At 58.7% G+C, this 26,484-nt stretch carries 21 protein-coding genes and 1 other RNA gene; 14 read left to right on the top strand and 8 right to left on the bottom strand.

Annotation, left to right across the window (positions count from 1 at the left end; all coding sequences use genetic code 11):
• The first annotated feature begins 93 nt into the window (after positions 1–93).
• On the top strand, positions 94–1,119 hold the full coding sequence (locus LJD29_RS18440) for a radical SAM protein (RefSeq protein ID WP_446743037.1): 1,026 nt from the start codon (positions 94–96) through the stop codon (positions 1,117–1,119).
• Between the two features lie 76 nt (positions 1,120–1,195).
• On the opposite strand, the gene LJD29_RS18435 is transcribed toward LJD29_RS18440, so the two are convergent.
• Entirely contained in the window at positions 1,196–1,642 is a 447-nt protein-coding gene (locus LJD29_RS18435) for an anthrone oxygenase family protein (RefSeq protein ID WP_446743036.1), read from the bottom strand.
• 98 nt (positions 1,643–1,740) lie between these two features.
• On the opposite strand from LJD29_RS18435, the gene LJD29_RS18430 reads away from it, so the two are divergent.
• The 5 genes from LJD29_RS18430 (at position 1,741) to LJD29_RS18410 (ending at position 6,893) form a co-directional block, all read left to right on the top strand.
• Positions 1,741–3,111 carry an APC family permease gene (locus LJD29_RS18430; protein ID WP_446743035.1) on the top strand — a complete coding sequence of 457 codons (1,371 nt, stop codon included), beginning with the start codon at positions 1,741–1,743 and terminating at the stop codon, positions 3,109–3,111.
• A 38-nt stretch (positions 3,112–3,149) separates the two neighbouring features.
• On the top strand, positions 3,150–3,395 hold the full coding sequence (locus LJD29_RS18425) for a CDGSH iron-sulfur domain-containing protein (protein ID WP_446743034.1): 246 nt from the start codon (positions 3,150–3,152) through the stop codon (positions 3,393–3,395).
• Positions 3,396–3,511: 116 nt separating this feature from the next.
• A complete protein-coding gene (locus LJD29_RS18420; RefSeq protein WP_446743033.1) occupies positions 3,512–4,405 on the top strand; it encodes an MBL fold metallo-hydrolase in 894 nt (297 codons plus the stop codon).
• A gap of 141 nt (positions 4,406–4,546) precedes the next feature.
• A complete protein-coding gene (locus tag LJD29_RS18415; protein WP_446743032.1) occupies positions 4,547–5,548 on the top strand; it encodes an ROK family protein in 1,002 nt (333 codons plus the stop codon).
• A 16-nt stretch (positions 5,549–5,564) separates the two neighbouring features.
• Positions 5,565–6,893, top strand: coding sequence for a sugar porter family MFS transporter (locus LJD29_RS18410; protein ID WP_446743031.1), 1,329 nt, complete (start codon positions 5,565–5,567; stop codon positions 6,891–6,893).
• Positions 6,894–7,045: 152 nt separating this feature from the next.
• On the opposite strand, the gene LJD29_RS18405 is transcribed toward LJD29_RS18410, so the two are convergent.
• A complete protein-coding gene (locus tag LJD29_RS18405; RefSeq protein WP_446743030.1) occupies positions 7,046–8,248 on the bottom strand; it encodes a serine hydrolase domain-containing protein in 1,203 nt (400 codons plus the stop codon).
• A gap of 143 nt (positions 8,249–8,391) precedes the next feature.
• On the opposite strand from LJD29_RS18405, the gene LJD29_RS18400 reads away from it, so the two are divergent.
• Together LJD29_RS18400 and LJD29_RS18395 are read left to right on the top strand one after the other, a co-directional pair.
• Positions 8,392–8,730: a PadR family transcriptional regulator gene (locus LJD29_RS18400; protein ID WP_446743029.1), complete on the top strand. Its 339-nt coding sequence runs from the start codon at positions 8,392–8,394 to the stop codon at positions 8,728–8,730.
• A gap of 2 nt (positions 8,731–8,732) precedes the next feature.
• Positions 8,733–11,381, top strand: a complete 2,649-nt coding sequence (locus tag LJD29_RS18395; protein ID WP_446743028.1) for an ABC transporter permease — start codon at positions 8,733–8,735, stop codon at positions 11,379–11,381.
• A 9-nt stretch (positions 11,382–11,390) separates the two neighbouring features.
• Here the strand turns inward: LJD29_RS18395 and LJD29_RS18390 are convergent, their stop codons facing one another.
• Positions 11,391–11,948: an RNA polymerase sigma factor gene (locus tag LJD29_RS18390; RefSeq protein WP_446743027.1), complete on the bottom strand. Its 558-nt coding sequence runs from the start codon at positions 11,946–11,948 to the stop codon at positions 11,391–11,393.
• Between the two features lie 224 nt (positions 11,949–12,172).
• On the opposite strand from LJD29_RS18390, the gene LJD29_RS18385 reads away from it, so the two are divergent.
• Complete coding sequence (locus LJD29_RS18385; RefSeq protein ID WP_446743026.1) at positions 12,173–13,288, top strand: HD domain-containing phosphohydrolase; 1,116 nt, start codon at positions 12,173–12,175, stop codon at positions 13,286–13,288.
• A gap of 124 nt (positions 13,289–13,412) precedes the next feature.
• A complete protein-coding gene (locus LJD29_RS18380; protein WP_446743025.1) occupies positions 13,413–13,700 on the top strand; it encodes a 4a-hydroxytetrahydrobiopterin dehydratase in 288 nt (95 codons plus the stop codon).
• On the opposite strand, the gene LJD29_RS18375 is transcribed toward LJD29_RS18380, so the two are convergent.
• Both LJD29_RS18375 and LJD29_RS18370 read right to left on the bottom strand, forming a co-directional pair.
• Positions 13,697–13,861 (bottom strand): hypothetical protein, encoded by a 165-nt coding sequence (locus tag LJD29_RS18375; protein WP_446743024.1) that lies wholly within the window; start codon positions 13,859–13,861, stop codon positions 13,697–13,699. The genes LJD29_RS18380 and LJD29_RS18375 overlap by 4 nt on opposite strands.
• Positions 13,862–13,928: 67 nt before the next feature.
• The gene (locus tag LJD29_RS18370; RefSeq protein ID WP_446743023.1) at positions 13,929–14,135 is read right to left on the bottom strand and encodes a hypothetical protein; all 207 of its coding nucleotides are present in this window, start codon (positions 14,133–14,135) and stop codon (positions 13,929–13,931) included.
• A gap of 235 nt (positions 14,136–14,370) precedes the next feature.
• On the opposite strand from LJD29_RS18370, the gene LJD29_RS18365 reads away from it, so the two are divergent.
• Both LJD29_RS18365 and ssrA read left to right on the top strand, forming a co-directional pair.
• A complete protein-coding gene (locus LJD29_RS18365; RefSeq protein WP_446743022.1) occupies positions 14,371–14,820 on the top strand; it encodes a CYCXC family (seleno)protein in 450 nt (149 codons plus the stop codon).
• A gap of 87 nt (positions 14,821–14,907) precedes the next feature.
• Positions 14,908–15,261, top strand: a transfer-messenger RNA (tmRNA) gene (gene ssrA, locus LJD29_RS18360).
• 78 nt (positions 15,262–15,339) lie between these two features.
• On the opposite strand, the gene LJD29_RS18355 is transcribed toward ssrA, so the two are convergent.
• Genes LJD29_RS18355 through LJD29_RS18345 form a run of 3 tightly spaced genes read right to left on the bottom strand, consistent with a single transcriptional unit; the run spans position 15,340 to position 21,113 of the window.
• Positions 15,340–17,667 carry a glycoside hydrolase family 2 protein gene (locus LJD29_RS18355; protein WP_446743021.1) on the bottom strand — a complete coding sequence of 776 codons (2,328 nt, stop codon included), beginning with the start codon at positions 17,665–17,667 and terminating at the stop codon, positions 15,340–15,342.
• 20 nt (positions 17,668–17,687) lie between these two features.
• On the bottom strand, positions 17,688–18,851 hold the full coding sequence (locus LJD29_RS18350; protein ID WP_446743020.1) for an acyltransferase family protein: 1,164 nt from the start codon (positions 18,849–18,851) through the stop codon (positions 17,688–17,690).
• A 24-nt stretch (positions 18,852–18,875) separates the two neighbouring features.
• Entirely contained in the window at positions 18,876–21,113 is a 2,238-nt protein-coding gene (locus LJD29_RS18345; protein WP_446743019.1) for an alpha-N-acetylglucosaminidase, read from the bottom strand.
• Between the two features lie 211 nt (positions 21,114–21,324).
• Between LJD29_RS18345 and LJD29_RS18340 the strand changes: the two genes are divergently transcribed.
• Positions 21,325–22,707, top strand: a complete 1,383-nt coding sequence (locus tag LJD29_RS18340; RefSeq protein WP_446743018.1) for a hypothetical protein — start codon at positions 21,325–21,327, stop codon at positions 22,705–22,707.
• A 359-nt stretch (positions 22,708–23,066) separates the two neighbouring features.
• A complete protein-coding gene (locus tag LJD29_RS18335) occupies positions 23,067–26,396 on the top strand; it encodes a TonB-dependent receptor (RefSeq protein ID WP_446743017.1) in 3,330 nt (1,109 codons plus the stop codon).
• Positions 26,397–26,484: the final 88 nt, after the last annotated feature.

Here is a 26,484-nt window from a genome sequence, read left to right as displayed (position 1 = left end):
ATAAAGGCCTCACGTAGTTTGAATAACTTTCGGGTTTGCGGCGTCCAATAGAAAACGGCTTGGAACCTTTCCCCCGGGGGGCGCTACACACGAATGAAGACATCAGAGATTCTGCAAGCCTGGACCGCTATTCTCAACGGCCGCAAGCCTTCGCTCTCTATCGAAATCACCAAGGAATGCCCGCTGCGTTGTCCGGGATGCTATGCATTCGACGACGCGCACCTCGGCGGCACCGAAGGACTACGCTCGCTTTCGGACTTTCGCGGCGATGAGCTGGTCACGAAAATTCTTGCCCTCGTGGATCGCGAAAAGCCTCTACATGTTTCGCTCGTCGGCGGAGATCCCCTGGTGCGCTACCGTGAGCTTGAGCGCATCCTGCCCGAGTTGGATCAGCGCGGCATTCACGTACAGCTCGTCACCAGCGCCTTCCGCGTTATCCCCAAAGAGTGGAGCCGCTTTCAACGACTCAACGTTGTCGTGTCCATCGATGGGTTGCAGACGGAGCACGATGAGCGCCGCAAGCCCGCGACCTACGAGCGCATTCTCAAGAACATCGCTGAAGCAAAGATCACCATTCACTCAACCATCACCGGCAACATCGCATCGCGTGAGGGCTACCTGGAAGAGTTTCTCCGCTTCTGGAGCGACAAGCCACAGATCAGGAAGATCTGGTTCAGCCTCTTCACACCGCAGATCGGCGCAGAAGGTCCGGAGCTTCTAACCACCGAGCAACGCCGTCATGTCGTAGAAGATCTGCTTCGGCTGCGCCAGCGATACCCGATTCTCGATATGCCAGAGGCCTTGCTGCGTGAAATGCTGGTGCCCCCGTCAAGTCCATCGGACTGCATCTTCGCGCAGACGACGAAGTCTATCTCCGCAGATCTGAAGACCAACATCGGCCCCTGCCAGTTCGGGGGCAATCCCGATTGCAGCCAGTGCGGGTGCATTGCCTCGATGGCGCTCGCTGCAGTGGGGCATCATCGCGTCGTGGGCCCGGTGACGGCTGGCCACCTCTTCGCCGCCTCCGACCGCGCAGGCCGGGCATGGCGAACGATGCGAGACGCGGTCTCCCCGGCTGTTCCAGAACCGGAGCCGACTTTCACGATCCTGCAGAACTAGGCGCGTCGGGATTGGGGCTCACTATCAAACTGGTAGGAGCCCATGCCATTTCACATCGCTGAAGCTGCGATGCTTCTCAGGCCTGAATCGCGACCAGAAAGCAGACCATCGAAACAATCAACGTCAGCACTCGCAGGCGATGGAGCAGGTCCCACCGCGTGTGCTGGCGTTTCATGTCGGCAAAGGGCAGCGTCTCCGCCTCTCTTATCAGTCGATTGTTGATCGGCACCAGGAAGAGGATGGTTGCCAGTATTACGAAGGTCCATAACATCGCCGCGGCGACCAAGAGCAACACGGCCGCTTCATGACGCCGCACAACCGCCTCGAACACCAGCAGGATCAGGCTCGCCGCATACCAGAACGGCATCGCTTTTCCCAGCCTCGCTGCGAACATCCGCACGCCCTTCACCTGCGTGCGCTCATCCAGCGACCAGAGGATCGGATTGATGAATAAGGAGACACATGCTTCGGTCCCGATCAGCAGACCTGCTGACAAAATGGTGACAAGGTCGAGGTAGAGCAAGGCCGATCCTCCTCATGCTTTCTACGTCCCTGCGCCGGCGGCGGTTCCCTGCTGTCCGCTTACAATCAAGCGATACGATTCTCCGGAGCCCCGACCGCTTGAGCGACTCATCTCTCAGCCGCACCGACGATCTTCCGCGCGTTCTCGGCGCTTCGCACGCTACGGCTATCGTAGTCGGCACGCTTATAGGCAGCGGCATTTTTCTTGTGCCTCAGGAGATGATGCGGGCTACCGGCTCATCGGGTCTCGTCTATCTCGCCTGGATCGTTGGCGGGCTGCTCTCGCTCTTCGGCGCAATGACCTACGCCGAGCTCAGCTCGATAATGCCCTACACCGGCGGCGAGTACGTGTACCTGCGCAATGCGTACGGAGACCTCACGGCGTTTCTCTACATGTGGACATGGTTCGCCGTTGCCAAGCCCGCCTCGATAGCCAGCGTCACCACTGGCCTCGCTCGCACGCTGGCAATCTTTCCCTCGCTTGGCTGGCTCAACGGTTACGTCTTCAGCCATCCCTTTCCACTGCTTTGGTCGCAGCTCTTTGCGATCGCGGTTACCTGGCTCATCACCGGATTGAACTACATCGGTATCCGCAGGGCCGGGGATTTCCAGCTCGTCTTTACAGTTCTGAAGGGCATCCTGATCGCAGTGATCGCAGCCTTCTGCTTCTTATCCAGCTCAGGCCGCTGGAGCAACTTTGCAACCATCTTTCCCGGTGCCATCGGAGGCTTCGGCGGATTCATGATCGCACTCATCGCTTCGCTCTGGGCCTATGACGGATGGAATGACCTGACCATGGTCTCGGGCGAGGTAAAGAATCCCCGCCGCAATATCCCCGTCGCGCTGCTCGGCGGGCTGGGCATCGTGGGGCTGCTGTACATGATGACCAACGCGGCCATTCAATACATTCTGCCCGCTGCGCAGATTGCAGCTTCACCACGGCCGGCCATTGCTGCTCTCGCCGTCGTGACAGGCTCCTGGGGCGCGGCGCTGGTATCGGCTGTGATGGCGCTCAGCATTCTTGTCACGCTCAACGGAACCATCATGTCCGGGGCGCGTGTGCCCTTCGCCGCGGCGCGTGACGGCCTGTTTTTCCGCAGAATGGCAGATATCCATCCGCGATTCCAGAGTCCATCGTTTTCGCTGGTCGTGCAGGCCTCGCTTACGACGGGGCTGCTGCTGGCCGTCGGCCGCTTTCAGCAGCTGTTCGAACTGGCGGTCTTTTCAGAGTGGCTCTTCTACATGATTACAGCTACCACGATCTTCTGGTATCGCCGCAAAAGAACGGAAAGGCCGTCATACGAGGTCTGGGGATATCCGGTCGTCCCGGCGCTGTTTATCGCCGCCGCGGGCGTGCTGCTCTTTTACTCTTTCGCTGAAAACTGGCGCAATTCGCTCATTGGAACCGCAGTCATCCTTCTCGGCCTGCCGCTTTATAGTGTCTTTCGCCGCAACGCGGTGCGCGGCTGATAAACTTTCAGTTATCACACCTGTTTCAAGGAGCCTCTGTGTCAGAAACGATTACACCCGCCGGTGAAGCCGTCACCGAAGTAAAGATCACCGTCCGTCCGAACGGTTCGCTGCGCGTCGAAGGCCCCGTTCGTCTCCTCGATGCCAATGGTGGCGAGTGGAACGTCGCCGGCAAGCCCGGAATCTCACTCTGCCGCTGCGGAGCCTCGGCCAACAAGCCCTTCTGCGATGGTGCGCATAAGACAATCGGTTTTGAGTCTACGGAAACGGCCCCGGCCCAGTGAGCCGAAACCGCCATCATCGAAAGGGCGTCGACAAAGGGAGCAGCCAACGGCTGTTCCCTTTGACTTTCTGCACCCTGGACGATTCTCAAAGCATCCATCCCAGCGGGAGAACCTTCTTGCCTTCTTCGCTCGGCGCCCGCCTGCGGTTTGCCTCTCATCTCATCGTCAAATCCTCCCTGAAGCGCCCTGAGGGCGTACAGCGAAAACCTGTCCTCGTAAAACCGGACGAAATTGGCATCACCTTCATCGGGCACGCCTCCTTTTTGCTGCAGGCAGGTGGAAAGAACATCCTCATCGACCCGGTTTTTGCTTACTGGCTGGTGTTCATTCACCGTCTCCGCAAGCCGGGCGTCCGCATCTCCGACCTGCCGCCCATCGACCTGGTTCTGCTGACGCATGCGCATATGGATCACCTGAACTTCCCTTCGCTGAGGAAGATCATTCGCCACACGCAAAAGCTCTCAGGCCACGCTCCCGCCGTCATCCTGCCATGGGAGGTCGCCGATCTCGTCGGGGCGCTTGGTTTTAAGGAAATTCACTCCCTTCGGTGGTGGCAGACGATGTACGTCGAGGGCCTGGAGATCACCATGACTCCCGCACAGCACTGGGGCGCGCGTATGCTGAAGGACTCGCATCGTGGCTTTGGCGGCTATGTCGTGCGTTCCGGCGCAGGATCGGTCTATCACTCCGGTGACACCGGCTATTCGGCCATCTTCCGCGAAGTCGGCGCCAGGCTGCAGCCGGAGATCGCCCTGCTGCCTATCGGTGCTTACAAGCCGGACAGCTTCCGCCATGTCCATACCAGCCCCGAGGACGCATTGCAGATCTTCGAGGATCTCGGCTCCCGCTGGATGATCCCGATGCACTACGGCACCTTCAGCCTTTCGGAAGAGCCGATAGAGGAACCGCTGCCGCGCCTCCTCGATGCGGCCATTGCCCGTGGAGTCGACGGCAAGATAATTCCTCTCTCCGAGGGCGATACCCGCATATTTCCCCGATTGTTCGAGTGATGCGCCCTGCCGGCCCCGTGTGGCACAATGGGTCGGGCGCACGCCGTGCGGATTGGTGTGTATCCTTGAAGATAACGATACCAAGGCAGACACCAGCCTTCGGTTCACAAGGTTTTCGTACAGGGAGACGTACAGATTTTGATGGACGGCCAACGTTTTACGATCGGCGTAGATCTCGGTGGAACCAATCTCAGGATCGCCGCTTACACCCGCGCAGCAAGACTGCTGGAGACCATCGCTTTACCCACCCGGCTCGCTGCCGGTCGTGACGCTGTCGTCGACGACATGTGCGGAGCGATCAAGACGCTCAAGGAGCGCTTCAGCTCGCAGTACGAACTGGCCGGTATCGGCATCGGCACACCCGGGCCTCTCGAACTGCCCGCGGGCCGCCTGCACAAGCTGCCGAACTTTCCCGGATGGGATGGCTTCGACCTGCGCTCGGCCGTTGAAAGCCGCCTTGAACAAGGCGTGATCATCGACAGCGACGCAAACCTCGCAGCGCTCGCCGAAGCGGAGCTCGGCCTTGGCCGCACCATGGGCCTGCATTCGCTTTGCATGCTCACGCTCGGCACCGGCGTCGGCAATGGCATCATCCTGAATGGAAAGATCTGGGATGGCGCAACCGGCATGGCTGGCGAAGCCGGTCACGCGACGATTTACCCCGACGGCCCGGCCTGCACCTGCGGCGGCAACGGATGCCTGGAGATGTACGCCTCGGCCACTGCTATCGTACGCACCGCGCATCAGCGCCGCGACTACGGCACTGCTCCCCTGCTCGTCGGCCAGGATTGGACCGCCCGTTCGCTAGCGGAAGCGGCCAAGGCAGGAAACACTGACGCGCAGAAGATCTACGTCGAAGCAGGGCGCGCCATCGGCATCGGGCTGGCTGCGCTCATCAATACCCTGAACCTGCCCCTTTACGTCGTCGGCGGCGGAGTGATCAAGGCGTGGGACCTGATGAAGCCCGCCATCTTCGAGGAAGTGAATCACCGCAGCTACGTTTATCGGCTCACGGCTCCTGATAGTCCGATTGCAAAGATGAACCCGCGCGGCGCGACGCACATCATGCCTGCGGAACTGGGATCGGACTCCGGACTGCTCGGCTCCTGCATTCTTCCCTTTTCCGCACACGAGACAGCCTGAGAGAGATCGATCACAGATGCGGTTCAATTATTACCTTGCAAAAGGCACGCTTGTCGGGGCACTGGGTGGCCTTCTCTTCGGCTTTGACACCGCTGTCATCTCGGGCACCACGCAGCAGCTGACGGACACCTTCCACCTCACCCCCTTTTCACTGGGCATTACCGTCTCCATTGCACTCTGGGGTACGGTAATCGGCGCGATGACCTCGGGAGAGCTGGGCCAGAAGATCGGCGGCCGGGAAGCCCTGCGCATCATGGCCTTCCTTTACGTCATTTCGTCGCTGGGTTGCGCTTTCTCCTGGAACTGGTCAGTCCTGCTCTTCTTCCGCTTCATCGGAGGGCTCGGCATCGGCGGCTCGTCCGTGCTCGGCCCGGTTTACATCGCAGAACTTGCACCCGCGAAATGGCGAGGGCGGCTCGTCGGCCTCTTCCAGATCAACGTCGTCATCGGCATCCTGCTCGCCTACGCCTCGAACTACTTCATCGCCCGTATGAACCTGGGAGCGGCAGAGTGGCGCTGGGAGCTGGGCGTTGCCGCGGCACCCGCGGTGCTGTTCCTCATCATGCTCTTCGGCATTCCGCGCAGCTCGCGCTGGCTGGTCACGCAGAACCGCATCGATGACGCCCGCGAAGTGCTGAAGCTGATGGGCTCACCCAACAGTGAAGCTGAGCTCAAGGAGATTGTCGACTCGATCCACCTCGAGCGATCGTCCAGGAACGAGCCGCTCTTCCAGCGCAAATATCGCCTGCCGATCTTCCTCGCTGTAACCATCGGCCTCTTCAACCAGCTCTCCGGCATTAACGCGGTGCTCTACTACCTGCCGTCGATCTTCCGCTTCGGCGGATTCAGCGACCTGTCGAGCGCGAAGCAGTCAGTCATTGTCGGCGTGATGAACCTGATGGCAACCATGATCGCCATGACGGTCATCGACCGTCTCGGGCGCAAGACGCTGCTGCTGATCGGCTCCGTTGGCACGACGGCCTCGCTTGCCGGCGTTGCCGCGGTCTTCTACACGCAGCATGGCCAGCAGTACCTGATGTGGCTGCTGGTCGGCTTCATCGGCTTCTTCTCGTTCTCGCAAGGAGCGGTCATCTGGGTGTACATCAGCGAGGTCTTCCCCACCAAGGTGCGCTCCAAGGGACAAAGCCTGGGCAGCTCATCGCACTGGGTCATGAATGCGCTCATCGCACTCGTCTTTCCCTACGTGGCAAAGATCTCCTTCGCGGCTCCGTTTGTCTTCTTCGCTGCCATGATGGTCTTGCAGTTCGTGGTCGTGCTCTTTGCCTATCCCGAAACCAAGGGCATCACGCTCGAGCAGATGCAGAAGAAGCTCGGCATCGAGTAGCGTTCAATGGCCGAACTGCCTGCAGATGATGCTCTGTGTGCAGCCAGGCCATACGCCTCGCTTCTCTTTCTGACATCGCTGAAACCGCTGCGTACGCATCAGCCTTCTCTGCTGCTCAGCTCGGTCGTCCAGCCTCTTGCCAGATTCATCTCTTACTCCATAGCAGCGTAAGCAAGATTCCAGAAGTCGGTGAAGACGCGCGGCGGTTCGGGCGACTCCATCATGCGCTGCGAAAAAAATACCCCGATCATGCGATTCTTCGGGTCGACATACGCCGTGGTGCCATATCCGCCGGTCCAGCCGAAGCGTCCCGGCGAGTGATAGATCTCGCGCCGCCCCGTATCGACGGCCATCCCAAAGGCCCAGCTGGAGTAGTCGCCGAAGAACAGTTCCGATCCGGCGCGCTGCTGCGGACTGACCTGGTCCGAAGTCATCAGCGCAACACTTGCGGGGGACAGGATGCGCCTTTTTCGGAAGCTTCCCCGGTCGAGCAGCATGCGGGTGAACGCATAGTAGTCATCCACCGTCGATACCAGCCCACCGCCAGCAGATTCGAAAGTAGGCGGCACGCTCCATGCGCTCTTCGCAGGGTCGTCGTAGTGTTCGAGCTTGTCCGTCTGCCGATTGCGCGTGTACATGTGCGCCAGCCGGTGCATCTTGTCGGCAGGCACGGAAAAACCAGTGTCCTTCATGCCCAGCGGATCGAAGATGCGATCCTGAAGAAACGCCCCGAATCTCTGACCGGAAACGCGCTGGATCAACGCCCCCAGCACGTCGATGCTCACGTGGTACATCCACTTCTCGCCGGGCTGCGCCAGCCATGGCAGGCTGCCGAGATTCTTCAGCCACTCATCCATCGTGAAATTCGCCGAAAGCAGCGGAGGGCCATCGCCTCCAATGCGCAGCTCGCGGATCAGTTTCTGGATGGGATACGTATCGGGAGCGGTCATGATGCTGCCAAAGCCCATGCAGGACGTCAGCAGGTCGCGCAGGCTGATTGACCGTTTGGCCGAAACCGTTTCATCCAGCGACGACCATGAAGTCAATACGCGGCGATTGGCCAGCTCAGGCAGCCACGGATCGATTGAGTCGTCGAGACGAATGCGGCACTCTTCCACCAGGATCATGGCCGCGGCCGCTGCGACCGGCTTGGTGATCGAAGCGATCCGGAAGATGCTGTCACGCGTCATCGGAGTATCGCTATCGAGCCCAATGTGGCCTGCGATTTCGACGTGCTGCTCGCCGTCGCGCTCGACCAGGGCCACCAGCCCCGGAACCTGCCTGCTCTCTACATGCGCCCGCAAACCCAGGCGGAAACGCTCCACGCCCGCCTCTGAAAATCCAACACCCGCCATCCGGCCTCCCTGACCAACTTCTCAACACCCTACAGGAAGAATGTGTACAGCGTCCACAACTTGTGCCTGTCATCCGTCACATTTCCTGTTGACATTCGACAAGAGCGGACGCAAGCTTATTGTCGAATGTCGAGGGGAGCAAGATGCCACAACCGGCCGATCTATTACAGGGAACACTAGACCTGCTGATCCTGAAAACGCTGGCGCTCGAAACCATGCACGGCTGGGGCATTGCACTGCGCATCCAGCAGGTGTCGAAGGATGTGCTGCAGATCGGCCAGGGCTCACTCTATCCGGCCCTGCACCGGCTCGAATACAAGGGCTGGATCCAGTCGGAGTGGGCCGCATCCGAGAACAACCGGCGCGCCAAGTTCTACTCCCTCACCCGCGCCGGCCGCAAACAACTGGACAACGAGCTGGCTACATGGGACCGCATGACCGAGGCCATCGCGCTGGTGCTCGCGCAGAAACAGGAGGCGTAGCCATGATTGCCGAACTGATCGCGAAGATCCGCTTCCTGATGCGCCGCCGCAAGCCTGCGGAGCTCGACGAAGAGCTTGCCTTTCACATCGAGCAAGCTATAGCCGCGAACATCGACGCAGGAATGCATCCCATCGAAGCGCGGCGCCAGGCCATGATCGGCTTCGGCGGCATGGAAACAACGCGTGAAGCCATGTACGAGGCGCGTCCCGGCGCATTCTTCGAGACCCTCACGCAGGACATACGCTATGCCCTGCGCGGATTCAGCCGCAATCCCGCGCTGGTCATCACCGTCGCAGTCACGCTGGCGTTAGGCATCGGCGCAAACGCAACTATCTTTTCCATGATCAGCCGCTTCGTTCTGCATTCGGCACCGGTGCGCGACCCTGCAACACTGGTCGATCTTCGCACCACACATGACCACGAACAGTGCTGCAACGAGTTCTCGTGGCCGCTGTACAAGGATGTACGTGACCAGTCGAAATCGTTTTCCAGCATCGCGGCATACGACGATATGCTGCCCGCATCCATCGGAGGAAGTGGCAACCCCGAGCACGTGTGGGGACAGGCCGCAACGGTAAACTTCTTCGACGTTGCCGGAATACCCATGAAACTCGGCCGCGGCTTTCAACCGGATGAAGACCAGCGCGACGTGGTCGTCCTGGGCGAACGCCTGTGGGAGCGCGATTTCTCATCCGATCCGTCCATCATCGGCCGCAAGATCCAGCTTTCAGGGCATCCCTTCACGGTAATTGGAGTTGCGCCAAACGGCTTCCGCGGGATTGATCCGATCCTGAGCATGGAGTTCTGGATTCCGCTGGGCGGCATCGAGCGTTTCGGCACCACTATGCCCAGTCGCGACACACGCGACTACCACTGGCTGGCGGTAATCGGGCGGCTTGCGCCGGGCGTCAGCCGGGCGCAAGCGAAGGCCGAGCTGGCCACGCTGGCAAAGCACATCGACAAGATCGATCCCGAGACCGACGCCGGACAAGGCTTTCATCTGGATGCTGCCGGGGCCTTGCCTCCTCGGTCGCAACCGGTGGTTCGCCTCTTTCTCGGGACGCTCGCCGTGATCGTACTGCTGGTGCTGGCCATCGCCTGCGCCAACGTTACCAACCTGCTGCTCGCACGCGCAGCAGGCCGCCAGAGGGAGATGGCCGTCCGCGTAGCTCTCGGTGCAACACGCATGCGCCTGCTGCGCCAGATGCTGGTGGAGAGCCTCATGCTCGCATTGATGGGTGGCGTAATCAGCACGGCACTCTCGTGGTGGGCGACGCATGCACTCTCTTCCTTCCATATGCCTGCGCCGGTCCCGCTCGATCTCAGCGTCAGCATCGACGGGCGCGTGCTCGTCTGCGTCTTCGTGCTCAGCACCGCAAGCGGGCTGCTCTTCGGCTTCGTGCCGGGATGGCTGGTCTCACGGCCTGTTCTCTCGAAAGCACTCCGGGGAGAAGCCATTCAGCTTCGCTCCGGCCGTCGCTTCAACCTGCGGTCGGCACTGGTGGTCGCTCAGATCTCCATGTCGCTCGTCCTGCTCTGCGCGACGGGACTTTTTCTGCGCAGCCTGCAGAAGGCTGCCGAGATCGGCACCGGTTTCCGTTCGAAGAACCTGCTGATCGCCACTGTCGATCCAAGAACGTTGGGCTACTCGCCGCAACGCACGCTCACATTTCTGAGCGAACTGCGAGTGCGCACCGCCGCTTTGCCCGGCGTGCGTTCTGTCTCCATGACTGACATGGTGCAACTCTCCGGAGGCGGACGCAGCGATGGATTCTTCCTGGAGGGGCAGGACAAACCGGGCGTTCAAGGCAAGTCCACCGATGAGTACATGGTCACACCCGGCTATTTTGAAACCATGGGCATTCCGCTCCTTGCAGGACACGACTTTACTGAAGGAATCGCCGGACCTGCCGCCGCCGTCGTCAATCTGTCCTTCGCCCGTTATTTCTTCGCCAGCGCAAGTCCGATCGGTCAGCGGGTCACCGGCGATGGCGTCACCTACCAGATCATCGGGATCGTTTCCGACACCAAGTCGCGGACGGTCGGTGAGCCAACGCGGCTCGTTCTCTATCGCTCTCTGGCGCAAACGCTTCCGCACGAGTCTTCGGAGCTGGGCTATTTCCTGCTCATTCATCCTGGCGGCAGCGGTGAAGGGATTCTCGATGCCGTGAAGGACGAGGCGCGCCAGCTCGACCCCGCAGTCGCCGTCTACAACACCAGGCGGATAGAAGACCACTTGCGCGATGCGCTCTTTCTCCCACGGCTGGCAGGCGCGCTTTTTACCGTCTTTGGAGTGCTCGGTTTAGCACTGGCCTCCGTCGGTCTATATGGAGTGACAAGCTACTCTGTCAGTCAGCAGACGAAGGAAATCGGTATCCGTATGGCGCTGGGAGCGGAACGTGGTGCTGTCGAGCGGCTGATTTTGCGGCGAGGCATGGCAATGACCCTGCTCGCGATGGCTATCGGATGGCCGGCCGCGTTGGCTGCGGCAAAGTTCGCACAAAGCTTCCTGTACGGCATTCCGGCACGCGACGCTGTAACCTTCGGAGTGGTCCCGGCGGCGCTGTTCGCGGTTACCTTTATAGCCTGCTGGCTTCCTGCAAGGCGGGCGGCAAAAGTAAATCCGCAGATAGCCCTGCGGCATGAATAGAGTGTCTCGTCAGGCGGCGGACTGGCGATCGGACTGCGCCTTGGCAAGGGCCTGCCGCATCCGCATTCGCGCAAAAAACAGCGTGCGGTTCACCTGCTGCTCAGTCATTTCCAGCAACTTCGCAACCTGTCCCGGCTGATAACCTTCCACATCGCGCATCAGGAAGACCAGACGCTCGGTGGAAGGCAGCGTCTGCACAGCTTCTTCAAGGTCGGTGCGGCGCACCGAACCCGAAAGTTGAGGAGCGGGATCGGCGGGATTCGTCTTTGGAGCCTCGATCGGCTCCTCTCCCAGAGGAAAGCGTTCGCGCAGTTGCCCCACCAGAGATTGATCCACGTCTTCGCCCTGGGGTTTCGGTGTCGCGCGAAAGGCGTCGACGAAGGTGTCGGTCAGGATGTCTTCGGCTTCGATCTCATTGCCGGTCATATAGTAGGCAATGGAGAAGGTGCGATGCCGGTGGCTTTCGTAAATGTCGCGCTGGACATCTTCCAGCCGTTCTTCCGCGCGCTCAGTTACTGTGACAGGAGTAAAACCGATTCTGCCTGGCTTGCCATCGAATTCGTACAAGTTTGCCTCTGTCTCTCTGTATAACAGATTGCGGTGGACATCGTATCGTAGCGGACCCGCTGAGTTTTTTGACCCCGGATATTTCCCGATGTTGCGGTTTAAGAATATAGTGTCAGCAGTTGTAAATTCATCAAATTGTTTACAATGAGAGTCTACGGCCATAAAGACACGAAACCAAGTCCCACGCACTGACGTATTTCACTTTAAGCAGAGACATCAAACCCATGGCTTCTGAGCGCATCCTGATCGTAGACGATGAGCCGTACGTTCGAACAGTTATGGCCGCCATGCTGGAGAAATCGAACTATTCTCCGGTGCTTGCCGCCAGCGGAATCGAAGCGGTGGAGTTGATCAAGAACGGACCGCCGTACGACCTTATCCTCTCCGACATCATGATGAATGGCCTCGACGGGATCGGTCTGCTTGAGCGTGTACGCAAGACGCAGCCCGACACTCCCATCGTGATGGTGACTGCCATTCACGACATCAGCGTGGCCATCTCCGCAATGCGCAAGGGCGCATATGATTATCTTCTTAAGCCCTTTGAACGCGAGCAGCTGCTGACAACGGTGAAACGGGCGCTCGATTATCGCCGGCTGGTGCAACAGAATACGATCTATCGTTATAACCTCGAACAACTCGTAGCTGCTCGTACCGAAATGCTGCGCCACGCCATGGCCGACCTTGAGCGGTCCTACGACATCACGCTCGAAGCGCTGGGTGACGCGCTCGATCTCAAGGATGCGGAAACCGAAGGACATTCCAAGCGTGTAACCGCGTACACCATCGCACTCGCCCGGGCGCTGGATGTACCTGCGGCCCAGATGCGTACCGTGGCGCGCGGCGCCTACCTGCACGACATCGGCAAGATGGCCATTCCGGATGCGATCCTGCTCAAGCCCGGTAAACTCGACGCGCAGGAGCAGGTCATGATGCGCGAACACTGCGCCCGCGGCTACCAGATGCTCCGCAAGATTCCCTTCCTGCACGATGCTGCGGAAATCGTTTACAGCCACCAGGAGCACTTCGACGGCAGTGGCTATCCGCGCGGCTTGAAAGGCGAGGAGATTCCGCTGGGGGCACGGATTTTTGCCGTTGCCGATACACTGGACGCGATTACCTCGGACCGCCCCTACCGGCAGGCCGACACGTTCGAGGCAGCACGTGAAGAGATCCGCCGCTGTTCAGGCACGCAGTTCGACCCGCAGGTCGTGAAGGTTTACCTGGAAATCCCAAACCAGGTGTGGGAAGAATTAAGGGCCGAAATCGGCCACCACGGAAGATTCTCCCCGCTCTCTTTTGCAGGAACAGTGGAAGCCGGCAGCCCACTTGTGAGTTAATTGGAAGAAGCGTATTACTTCGGGCACTCGATTTGATAGCTCGTTTGCCTTTTTAAGCAGCAACTTTCTGCCCTATCGAAACGTCGTCCACTAAGGACAGGTCCAACTTGCTGCAGGAGAGCCAATGCCGATTTTGACCAGGGATGATGTCCGGGAAAAACTGAAACACATTCCGGAATGGCGGGAGGAACGCGGCGAAATCGTTCGCATGCTGACCTTTCCGAACTTCGCCTCGTCGATGGACTTTGTGAATGCCGTCGCCGGTAAAGCCGAAGCAGCGGGCCACCACCCGGATATCGACATCCGCTACAACAAGGTTCGTCTGGCACTTGTTTCGCATGACGCGGGTGGACTGACCCAGCGCGACTTCGACCTGGCGGGCGCCATCGAAGACATCCTGCGAACCTTTTAATAGATGTCGTCTTCTCTTCCCACCGGAAGAGCCTCGCGTCCTCCGCGGCCGTAACCCTCTTCCAGTTCGCTGTGCATCCGGTTCAGGGTCTTCCTGTTCCAGAAAGCAACCGCCAGCCCCCCGAATGCGGCGGAACAGGCCAGCAGGAGCACTGTCTGCAAGATTCCCCGACCTTCGCCCGAGTTTTTTCCACCATGATCTTTCAAAACTTGTTCGTTCATCAATTCATCAGATGTGGCGAATACGACCGGGTAACTGAAAAAACAACGCGATCACAAAAAATTGTGCATATTTGGCCTTGATCACCCTATGGTTTTCAGTTAAGCTTCTCTTAGTGAAATATGAATTGACGTATTCCACGGCAGCAGCAACAAAATAAGCGCTAAAAACGCGGTTTTTTTCGAAAAGCAGGAATCCTAAAATCAGTTCTTGCATCTGATTTTATGTAGAGGCGATTTAAGCAGTACGGAGCGGTTGAGTTTCGAGCGGGGCTCCTCAATCGCAGAAAAGTTTATAAGTTGCGTCACTGGCCTCCCGGCACGAGCGAAAGTTCGTGCCGTCTTTTTTTGTTCCGGACGCGATGTCTCCCCTTTTTCCTTCGCTCAATATTCCGTCCCGGCTTCCCTTGCCCTCACAATCTCGCTTTATGATGGAGGCAGCGAGGTCGTGAATGAAGCGGTTGGTTTCGGCGGCAGTAGTGGTTCTGGCAACAGTTGCAGGCTATGCTCAGTTTTCTAACCCCGCCGATGACGTTCCGGCATATCACGCGCAGCCACCTGAAAAGGCGGCCACACTTCCTCCCATCATGTCCGGCGCGCAGCTGAGCGGGCCATACTTCACCTATCCCTGGCAGACCGAGGTGTATCACGAGGCGGCGAAGATCCCGCGCGTGCTCTACCAGCTTCCCTGCTATTGCCGGTGCGATAAAGCCCTGGGCCACCAGAGCCTGCATAGCTGTTTCGAAGGAACGCACGGAGCCATCTGCTCCACCTGCGCAAAGGAAGGCGCTTACGCTTACCAGATGACGAAGCTTGGCAAAACGCCGCAACAGATCCGCGATGGCATCGAGCGGCAGGAGTACCAAAAGATCGACCTCGAGAAGCTGGGCAACAAGTCGTAGGCGGACGCCGCCTGCTGTCGAAGAAACGATGTAGAATAAGAAGGTTGCAAACACCTGCTTCGTCGGTGACGAGGCAGCCCGCCACATGGGGGCGTCACGGTTTCGACGGGATTGGTTGCGGCAAAGAGGCATGCCGGGGTGTGGACACCCGTAATCGCTCACAAAACTATAAGTGCCGAACCTCAATTCGCACTCGCAGCTTAATTAACTAAGTTGCCGTCCCCTGCGGCTTTGCCTGTGGGCTTCAACGGGACGTCGCACAGCAGGCTGGTCGTGATGGCTGGGTACGGGTCATAACGACGAGATCTACGGACTAGCAATGCGCGCATCTTGTCCGTTCTGAGCACGCAAAGCGAAACCTAACGGAACAGGACTGAGCATGGAGCCTCTCTTTGTTGACTCTGATTTCGGACGCGGGTTCGACTCCCGCCGCCTCCACCATTCTTAACTGACAAAGCTCCTTCAAAACCAGATCCAGCGATCGCTGTATCTATGCATGAATTCTTCGAACCGCCGTCCCTAGGTTTCACGCGCGTCGGAAGCGACGCTGTTTATCGTGACGGTCTGCGTGTCGAAAATGGCGTGCTTTATCGAGAGCCGGATCGTGCCCGGCTTTGTCGTGGTGCGAACCCAGATCGCGGCTGTTCCGGCGACCAGTGCAAGCATTGGAGTGCCCAGCAGGAGGGCTGGCCCCTCCAGTGCAATCTCCAGCGGATCATTGCTCAGAGGACGACGTGCGCCATACTCGTCCGTAATAGTCATCGTTATTCGCGTTGCGTCCATGCCATCCGCTACGAGCTGACTATCGTCGGCGGCAACGACCAGCTTCTGGTCGATGCCTTTCGCGGAGAGCGTCCGCGTGATCGCAACCGATCCCCTCAGCATGCCTTCCAGTTTCAGATCGCCCCAGTCATCGTTGCCGTCGGGCAGCGTGAGGAAGAACGGAGGATACGCGAGATGCGGATAGCGGGAGCGATCTGGCGAAAGATCGATGACGTGATGCCATGCCTCTCCCCTCTTGATCGAACAACGAATCGACTCACAGTTTGAGCAGATGACTGCATGTTCGAGGCCACCGGGCTGATCATTCTCCGCAAAGTGGAAGCCGGGTTCGAGCACCGCCTCTTCTTCAGGCGGGCACTGCGAACGATAAAAGCCTGCGGCAGGCTTGGTTTGACGGAAGGTGTCCATGACACCGTGGTAGCAGATATGATCTCCGGATCCAAAGTCTGCGTGCGTCTGGTAGTCGAATGCGCACCAGCCGAGACCTCCGGCAAAGGCTTTATCGCCGGCGATCTGGTTATAGATCTCGGCATAACGCAGGATCTGCTCCTGATGGCGGGCATTATCGTCGCCGGGACGAACAGGAAATTCAGCGCCCACAAACTCGGTGTTCAGGTAAAGCGGATGATTCGGAGCCTTCAACGGGAACTTGAAGTCGTTCATGGAGAAGACGTCTTCGAGAAGTTCGGACTCCTGGAAGTAACGAACTCCCGTAGTTTGCCGCGTACTATCCATTGAGCGGGCGAGCTTGTTCACGCGAACATAAAGATCGTGGAAGTCACGCGACTCGTTGATACGGATGCTCCAGAGGATGATTGATGGATGATGCCTGTCCCGCTCAATCATGCGGCGAGTGTTGTCGAGATAGCGATCGCGCCAGAGATTGCTGTCGCCAACGTGCTGCCATCCCGGAGTCTCATCGATGACGAGAAGGCCGAGTGCATCGCAGGCATCGAGGAAGTGGCGCGACTGAGGGTAGTGAGAACAGCGAACGACGTTGCACTTCAATTCATGTTTGAGGATGTAAGCGTCGCGGCGCTGCACACGCGCCGGCATCGCCGGGCCTGCATATGGAAAAGACTGGTGGCGATTGAGGCCACGGAGTTTGATTATGCGGCCATTGAGCCGGAAACCTTCCGGCGTGAAGACGGCTTCACGAAAGCCGATCAAGCGGGTTGTTTCGTCAAGAACAATTCCCTTGCGAAGAAGACGTACGCGAACGCAGTACATGCGTGGAGAATCGACATCCCAGCGTTGAATGCCTTTCAGATCACTAAGAGAAAGATTGATCGTTTCCGCCTTAAGATCTGCAGACCTGAGACGCTTGGAGACGGTACCTAGCTCCCTGTCCTGATCGAGCAGAGAGAGCTCGATGACTTCGGGAGATTCAGTATCTCCGGCTGAACGATCAAGTGTAACGGCAGCAGTAAGGCCAGGGCTCTCGCTCATCACGTTCTGCCCGTATGCGAATAGATCCGCGATGTGAGTCTTCGGCACTGCGCGGAGGGAGACCTGGCGATAGATGCCGCCATAAGTCAGGTAGTCCAGCTCATAGCCGAACGGAGGAATATCCTCCTGCTCGCGCGAGTCGACCTGGACGGCTAATACGTTTGGCTTGTCGAAGAAAACATTGCCAGTGAGCTCAAAGCTGAAGGGAGTAAACCCTCCGGCATATTCTCCAATCTCCTCGCCGTTCAACCAGACTTTTGCGCTGACCATCACACCTTCAAAGTCGATGAAGATGCGGTGATGCTGCAGTTCCTCCGGGAGAGTGAAGTGCTTGCGATAGGTCGAGACGAACTGATAGCTGAGCTGGTCTATGTTGTGCCATGGGACGAAGACGTTGCTGTGCGGAAGAATGACCGGGGCAAAGGCGGAATCATCGAATCCAGGCTCCGTTGCAGCTGTGTCCGACGATTTCGCCCAAAGCCAGTTGTGATCGAACGGAATGACCTGTCTTCCCCGGGCCTGTGCATCTTGTGGCGCGATTGCCGAGGCATAACGCGCCGCGCCAATGCTGGTTGCGAATGCGACTCCGCGCTTTAGGAATGTTCTTCGCTGCATGGGCGACTGCCTTCCACTTTCTAGAGCTTGATGAAGATTTTGCTGCGATAGAGAACGTACATCGGGACCCAACAGACGAATACGAAGCACATCGAATAGAGCATCGATCCGAAGGCCGGGTTAACGATGGGAGCAAAGAATGTGAAATAGATCCAGCGTTCGAGCGATTGCGTTGCGCTGATGTGTATGGCATTGACGGCGGAACAGAGCAGCTCCGAGAGTACGTAGGCCGAGATCGCGTTCATACCGAAGACCAGCGCGAAGGTGGCACGGCGTACCGCGATCTTGCGGATATCGAAGAGATAGTAGGTTATGGCGAGACCAAGCAGGCTCCATCCGCCTGCGAAGAGCACATAGGAACTGGTCCAGAGCCGCTTGTTGATCGGGAAGCTTAGGTTCCATATGGCACCTGCCGCGAGAAGTGCCACAGACGCGACAAGGAGACCGGCAAGCTTCGTGCGGGATGAGCGCACGCTCCGGAGCCAGAACGCAGTCATCATGCCGAGCAGCATACTTGCAAAGGATGGCAGGTCGCTAAGCAGCCCCTCCGGGTCTCGCGTTCCTTCGAAGAGACGGCCCGGAAAAACATGCCGGTCGATCCAGGCGGTTAGATTGATGTCGCGATCGAGCAACGGAAAGTCGCGTACAGGCACTCCATGGCCGGGCACCGGCACCCACCGCAGAAGCACCCAATATCCAACAAGGATAGCAACCGTGATTGCAGCCATGGCAGAGATCTTACGCGTCGCAAATAGGAGCAAAACACCCAGGAGATAGCAGACCGCGAAGCGTTGGAGGACGCCGTAAATACGAAGTGTCTCGAGGTGAAAGTAAGGAAAGCCATTCACGATGAGACCGAGAAGGATGAGCAGCGCGAAGCGCTTGAGCACATGCGGAAACAGTGATGCCCTCGAGACGCCGCTCTCAAGCCTGCCCACCATCGAAAGCACGAGCGAAATGCCCATGATGAAAAGAAATGTCGGAAAGACCAGATCGGTGGGAGTGAAGCCGTTCCATGGAGAGTGATTGAGCGCGCGATAAGCAAGATCGTCGCTGCCGTTGTTGTTCACCAGGATCATGAAGCCAACGGTGACACCGCGAAGGACGTCGATTGAGACCAGCCGCTGACTGCGGGGCCGTTCCACGGTTACCTGTGTGCTTGCTTGTGAAATCTCTGCCGTCAAACCAGCTCCTGTGATTAAGCAGCGCTACCGGATTGTTTCCATCATCGACTGCGCCTCGGCGATGAGGTCGGGGACGGGCACAGGCGCGCTTGGGGTATATGGCCGCGAGAGCCACGACTGCTGCCAGATGTCTAGGGAGAAGTCACTGCCGGAGAACTGGTGGTCGAACCAGACCCGCCAGCGTGCTGCATAGTAATCCCGAATAAGCCCCGACCATACGCGCGAAGCGTAGTCCGACAACTCCGGCCAGCCCCACGTGGTGATGAGCCGCCTCGCGTTTTCGTCGAGTAAAGCGGCCTCGTCAGGAGTCGCGGCATTCACGCGGGCTGCGCCGACCCATGTTTCGAGGCGCCGGTCGGCGCGAAGGTTCGTCAACGCGTCGATTCGATCGAGCATCTTCAACGCCGCAGCAGCGTGATACTTCGCAGTGCTGAGCTCTTTTCCGCGAATTGCCTGCGTGGCCTCGGCGAGTTGTGCGTCCGCAAAGCCCCCGGCTGCCTGGCCGACAAATTCGATGAGATCGTTCCGGTATAACGGGGCGTCACCGAGTTGTGAGGCGCAGGAGAGAAAAAGTGTCACTGCCTTTTTGTAGTCCTCGCCAGAGTCGACTGAAGCCGCGGTTGGAGAAAGACTGGGTTCGCCCTGCCATGCCTGCTTGGTCATCCAGATATGGGCGCCGTACGCGCTCTTGAGCAGAAGCTGCCACGCCTCGCGCATCGCCGGTGGGCAGGCTCCATAACGCGAGGTACAGTAGGCAGGGATCCATGTGTCGAGATTGATGGGTTCCTGCCGCCAGCTGGCATCGGTCATTAGCTCGTAGACGACTTCGTTTGTCTCGATGCCTTCGGGGCACATACTCCAGCCGACGAGATTTCCCTTCTCCTGGCTGGCCAGCACTGCCGCAGGCTCCGACGCCATGAGTGCCAGATTGCCCTTGACGTTGTTATTTCCGCCAAAGGTATGGGCCATGCCATTCGCCCACTGCTTGCCATAAAAGGCATGAAAACGCTTCCAGGGGCTGGGCGCGTACTTGTCGCGAAGCCCCGGAGTGAGGTCATTCGAGTAATCCAGGATCAGCATGCGATCGTCAGGAACGCCCCTGAGCAAAGCTTCGACCGATGCGGGGTCCCAGAAGGGATCAAAAACAAAAAGCCATCCCTGCATGACCCATGTGCCGTTCGGGTCTCCGGCCCGGATGCCTGAGTAAACGGTCTTTCCGAACTGTTCCAGGTCCTCGTAACGGTGGTCCTCCGTGACTGGAACGGCTAGTTCGTTGAAGGTATCGGCGAGGTAATACTGGACCTCCCCATAGGTCTGCTTGTAGGTCTCGATGAATCGGCGGCCAATCTCGCGGTAAAGCTCCTCCTGCCGGGGATGCAGGATAAAGGTGCGCGTATCGCGCGGGATGGTGGCAAACTCCTTCGGAAGCCAGAGAAGGGTGAAGGTTTCAGCCTCGGGATGGACGCGAAGAAAACCCTGCGGTACGAACCCGGCGAAGGCGGGCGCCACAGGTTTCATGCCCAGCGAACGCATCCGGTCCAGGATCTTCCGCTGCAGCAGCTTGTGCTGCTCGATCCAGTGCTGTGACAGCGGGCCATCGAAGCGGTTGATGTTGCCCATGCGGTGCCAGGGCAGCTGCGCCGGCCCCGTGCCGAAGGCGTCGATCTCAGCCTGTGAGAGCCCGAACGAGGCCCACACTTTTTGCCAGACGTACTCCTGCCCCTCCATCGCGAGCGGCATGTTGATTCCATGGAGCGCCATCCAGTCGAGCTCACGTTCCCATCGTGACCAGTCCCAGAAAGCCATGGTGTAGCCGTAGGTGCAGGGGTTGAGATATTGCACGTACCGGTAGGGGCAGGCGACCTCGATCTTCTCCTGATCGGGCAGGCGGGCCGGCAGATCCAGATGGGAGCCGCTCCATGTGATCATTGCTCCGCAGCGGTCACGCAGATAGCTGTAGACGCCCCGGCAGATCGCGACTGCGCTGGTTCCGGCAACCTCGACGGTGCCACCCTGCGCCCGCAGTTGGTAGGCCTCGTGCCCATCGGAGCTATAGGAGATAGATCTGAGGTGAAACTCCGCGGCCCGTTTGCCCAGCTGACGCTCGAGCACGCCGCGTGCGGCATCGGCCGGAGAAAGGCGCTCGGGCTCCGGGTTCGACTGTATCTGTGACGCCTGGAAGGCCGGTGCTTCGGAAACACCGAGAGCCGCAGCCGCGACCCCCGTGCAGGATCTTCCTAAGAACTGTCTCCGCGTCCACATCTGGCCTGGTAAGTCTCTCTATCTGATTGGATTGCCGTAGTATGGCCAGCCGTGCAACGAAGTAGCAAGGCATTTCACCGTGCAACCGGAGGTTTGACGGTCAAAGAGCAGGCCATTCAATGCAGATGAGGTTCCGGTGAAAAGCGAGACGATCTCTTCGCGGATGCGTCTTGTATCATTGAGCCATCTCTCACGAGGTTTCCCGCGTCCTTTGCCGTCATCTTCAAACTCGAACGCGCCTGTCTCTCCTGGCTCCTATCGAGACGACGAGCGATGGAAGCTGGTTGAAGAAATTCTCGCGTCCCGGACCTTTGCCAAGGCATCCCGGCTCTCGAGCTTTCTGACATATATATGTCAGGAGACACTCGAAGGCAGATCGGACCGCGTCAACGAGCAGCAGATCGGCGTGCACGTATTCAGCCGGTCGCCCTCTTACCAGGCAGCGGACGACAGCATCGTACGGTCTCAGGCCCGGTTGCTCAGGCAGAAACTGGACGAATACTTCGAGCACGAGCGGCCAAACGCTCCGCTGCGCGTGTCTATCCCAAAAGGCGGCTATGTCCCGGTCTTCCAGAGGAATCTGCCGGTCGATACGCCTGCGGCAATGGTCGAACCCCCTGCAGCACCACCTGTGGCTGCAACTCTTCCGGTATCGATCCCTACGCTGGTCACTCCGGTTAGCCAGCCAGATGAACCGGCAAAAAAGGGACGGTCAGTTTCGTCCTTTGCGGGATGGGCTGTGGCTGTTCTTCTGCTCGCCGCCCTGGTTGCGGACCTGACGCTTCGCCGATCTCCTGATACAAGCTCCAAGGGACCCGCAGGAGCTGTCTGGTCCCGGATTTTTACACCTGATCGCGAGGCACTGATCGTAAGTTCCGACGACGCACTGGTCCTGGTACAGGAATTAACCAGATCTCAGGTTTCGCTGGACGACTACCTGAGCGGCAGCTATCTGGAGAAACTGCAGGCCAGCTCCGGCCAGTCCGTCGTGACCAAGTCGAACGGACCGGTTCCTCTCTCGGCAAGCTGGCTTAACTCTCACCAATATACCAGCATGGCCGATCTCAGCCTGGCGATGCGCATTGCGAGAGTTCCCGAGGCCATGCCGGTGCACCCCGAGACCAGGTATGCGCGAGACGTTCGGATCGACGACCTGAAAAGCCGGAATGTCATCCTGATTGGCGGAATCGGCGCGAATCCCTGGGTCAGCCTCTTTGAAAACCAGCTCAACTTCATGGTGAATTACGACTGGAAGGCCTCGCGCGGATATGTTCAGAACAAATCTCCGCAGAAGGGCGAGCCGGCCAGTTATGAAGAGACAGGCCCGGACGGCGTCCACCACAGCTATGGCGTACTGGCCTTCCTGAACGGTGTCGGCGGTACCGGTGACGCGCTTCTCTTCGAGGGATCCGGTATGGCGGGAACCGAGTCCGCCGCTGACTTCCTGTTCAACCAGGAGGCCTTTCGCGAATTTGCTCAGAAGATCGGTGGATCCCCTGCTCACATGCCTCACTTTGAGGTACTTCTGGAGACCGCGAGCATCGGCGGAAATGCTCCGCAGGAACGCGTAATCGCATACCGCGTCCTGAACTAGAAATGAATAGCGTAATTCCGGAACCGCTCTGAGCACTGTCACCGCTACTGTGCTCCGCCTGCGCTGAGCTTCCATAATCTCTTGATATTCCGGCCTGAATTCACCGTTTCACGGTGAAGCGAACTCCTTGACAGTGAAACTGCTTGATTCACGGCAAAGGGGCTGACTATAGTCCCGCCAAAGCTGAACGTACAGAATAATTGGCGCCCAACTGTCGAAGCACCTGCCGAGTGGTGTCAATCTTAAGGCGTTAAGTACTGCAACCGAGCAGCCCATTCCCTCGAATAAGTCATTATATAGCGTTGGCAGATTACGAAATATTGAATTTTGGAGACCAGAAATTGGAAAGGAACCACGTAATGAGGAAGACAGTGCTGCGAGTTTGCCTCCTGCTTCTCTGTGTTGTCCTGTCACTCGGCAAGGGCGCCATCGCCCAGACCACAGGCGCGAAACTTTCGGGTTCGATCACAGACGCCAGCGGAGCAGTTGTTCCCAATGCGAGCGTCACCGTTCAAAACACCGGCACCAATCTAACCCTGCAGACCAAGTCGAACGACCAGGGCGTCTTCTCGGTGTCGAATCTACCTCCGGGCGAGTACTCCCTGACCGCTGTCGCCGATGGATTCACAAAGCGGGTTCAGAGCGGGATCAAGCTGACCGTCGGACAGGAGGCGACGCTGAATGTCTCCCTGCAAACCGGAAGCGCCAGTGAAACGATCACCGTTCAGGGTGGAGCCGAGATCATCAACGCCACCACGGCCGAAATCAGCCAGGTGATCGAAGAAGACGCAGTCAAAGAACTTCCTCTGAATGGCCGTGACCCATCGAGCCTGGTATTCCTCTCGGGCGGCGTTACGAACGAGTTGCAGTCCCAGGCGGGAACAACGCCGGGCAACAATTCCTTCCCGACGGAGTCCGGTGCATCGGCCGGCGGCCAGCGCCAGGGCAGCACCTGGTATCTGCTTGACGGTGTCGGCAATATGGACATGTACGAACTGCTCGCCGCCCCGTTCCCGAATGCCGACGCGACGCAGGAGTTCCGCGTCATCTCGAACAACTTCGATGCCCGCTACGGCTTCGCACCCAGCGCAGTCGTCAGCATCCAGACCAAGAGCGGTACTAACAGCTTTCACGGCGGAGCCTTCGAATTCATCCGCAACAGCGCCTTAAATGCTGGCAACTACTTCACCGGTGCGGTGGATCCCCTGAAGCGAAACCAGTTCGGCGGCTACGTCGGAGGACCGGTAATCAAGGACAAGCTCTTCTTCTTTGCCAACTACCAGGGAACCCGGCAGTCTCTGACCTCTTCGACCAACTCGACCTACACGCCGACAGCGGCGATGTTGCGCGGCGACTTCAGCGCGGTTCCAGTCACATTGACCGGGCCATTCAAGACAGTCAACGGCGTTCCCAACCAGGTCGATCCTTCCCTTTTCAGCCCGGGAGCTGTGAAGCTTGCCGCGCTGCTGCCGCTTGGACAGGCCCCCGCAACCGGCCTGACGAACTTCGTGAATCCGGCGTCCCGCTCAAATTATGACGAAGGCACAGCCCGCCTGGATTACAACATCAACGCCAGCCAACGCGTATTCCTGCGTAGCTTCACTTACACTTACGATCTTCCGGGAGCGACGATTCCGGGCAACATCCTCGCCGGTGTTGAAGGCCAGCACGGCATCTATGTCAACGAAGTGGCGAACCACACGTGGACCATCACACCGTCGCTGCTGAACAGCGTCACGCTCTCTTTCGCTTCGCTCGACTTCCAGACTGGCACGACGGAACGGGACGCGAACGGCAACCCGATCTGCCTGTCAGAGTTCATCGCGGTCAACGACCCTCCCACCGCCTGCAACATCAGCGGCCTTTCCGCCTTTGACGGCAACAGCCTGTATGGCGGCGGCCAGGGCTTCTCCGCCTTCTCCGGCGGTACACCGAACGACACCACACGCCGGGCGTGGTGGCTGACTGAAACGCTTACCAAGACACTCGGCCGCCACACCCTGGTCGCCGGTACGGACCTGATGCACCGCAGGGGCCACGAACTCTATGGCGGAAGCCAGAACCCGAACGTCAGCTTCAATGGCCAGTACACCAACAATGCCCTCTCGGACTTCCTGCTGGGCGACGAGTACACCCTGTCGCAGGGAGCTGGTGAAAGCGGAACGACCCATGGATGGATGGTCGGTCTATACGCCCAGGATCAGTACAAGTTCCGTCCCACAGTGACCCTTACTGCCGGGCTCCGCTGGGACCCGAACTTTCCTGTAAACGTTGTCGACGGACGCGGTGCGGCTTTCGTACCGGGACAGCAGAGCACCCGCTTTCCGGGCGCTCCTCAGGGTCTGATCTTCCCTGGCGACAAAGGCCTGAATGCCGGCCTGATGCCGACGACTTACGGTTACTTCGAGCCGCGCATCGGCGTGGCATGGCAGACCCGTCCGGATACCGTCATCCGCGCCGGGTTCGGCATGTTCACAACACCGCTCGAAGACGCCTTCTATAACGGCGTGTGGGACGCTGCTCCTTTTGCTCCCAGCTATCAGCTGACAGGAACAAGCACTACGCAAACTGACGCAGGTCAGGTTGTTCCCGGTGTGCCTCTAGCTTTCGACACCCCGTGGGCCGGTTTTGCTGCTACCGGCGGCAAGAGCCCCTTCCCGCCGTTCTCGACGCCGACGTACGTTCCGCCGAGCACTGTGACCTTTACCACGCCCATCAGCCTTCCCGCTGTCTTCGCCTCAAACTACAAGCTGGGCATTACACAGAGCTGGAACCTTTCGATCGAGCAACAGTTTGGCAAGACGCTGGCGCTGCACATGGCCTATGTTGGAGCGGAGTCTTTTCACCAGGCGACGACGGTGGAGCAGAACCCGGGCAACAACAATCCCAACTCGCCCCTCTTCGGACAGCGTTACCTCTACACCAACTTCAGCAATATCAAACAGGTGCAGGACGGCGGAACGTCGCACTACTCCTCACTGCAGGTCGGTCTGGAAAAGCGTCTTTCTTACGGTTTCCAGGTTCAGTCCAACTTCACCTGGTCGCGCACGACAGACGTGGGCGGCTCGGGCGATCCTCAGTTTGAATCGAGCGTAAGTGATCCCTTCGACATCCATCACGACTACGGTCTTTCGAGCCTGAACTATCCAATCGTTTCGGTGACCAACTTCATCTATCAGGCACCGAAGCTTGAGCACACCAACCCGCTGATCAAGAACGTTCTGGGTGGGTGGGAGTTAAGCGGCCTGTTCACGGCCCAGTCCGGAGCACCGTTCACCATGAATGGCGGACAAGGCAATAACAACTCCGGATTCCTGGTCGGACAGGATCGCGCCGATGTCGTCCCGGGGGTTGATCCTGGAATTCGCAGGGGTGGCAAATCGAACTGGCTGAACCACTACATCAACCCCGCAGCATTCACTCCTAACGCGGCTGGTACTCCGGGAGACTCTCCGAAGTTCGCATATCACGAGCCACCGATCCGCACGATGGACGCGGCGATCATCAAGAACTGGGACTACAGGGAGCGCTATAAGCTCCAGTTCCGCTGGGAGATGTTCAATGCGTTCAACCATCCGAGCTTCGGGCAGCCAGACTCGAACGCAGGTGATGCGAACTTTGGCCAAATCACTTCGATTGGCGTCATCCCTGCTCGCGTAATGCAAGGCGGTCTGAAACTCAGCTTCTAAACCGATGTTCCATCTAATGGTTTGGAATGGCCGGCACACCCAAGTGCCGGCCATCTTTTGTTATGCGAAAGATGGAGATACAGAACAG

It is taken from the genome of Silvibacterium acidisoli (assembly GCA_022870745.1).
GTDB lineage: Bacteria > Acidobacteriota > Terriglobia > Terriglobales > Acidobacteriaceae > Silvibacterium.
Note: the sequence above shows the minus strand (reverse complement) of the source record. Positions and strands in the feature narration are given on the sequence as shown.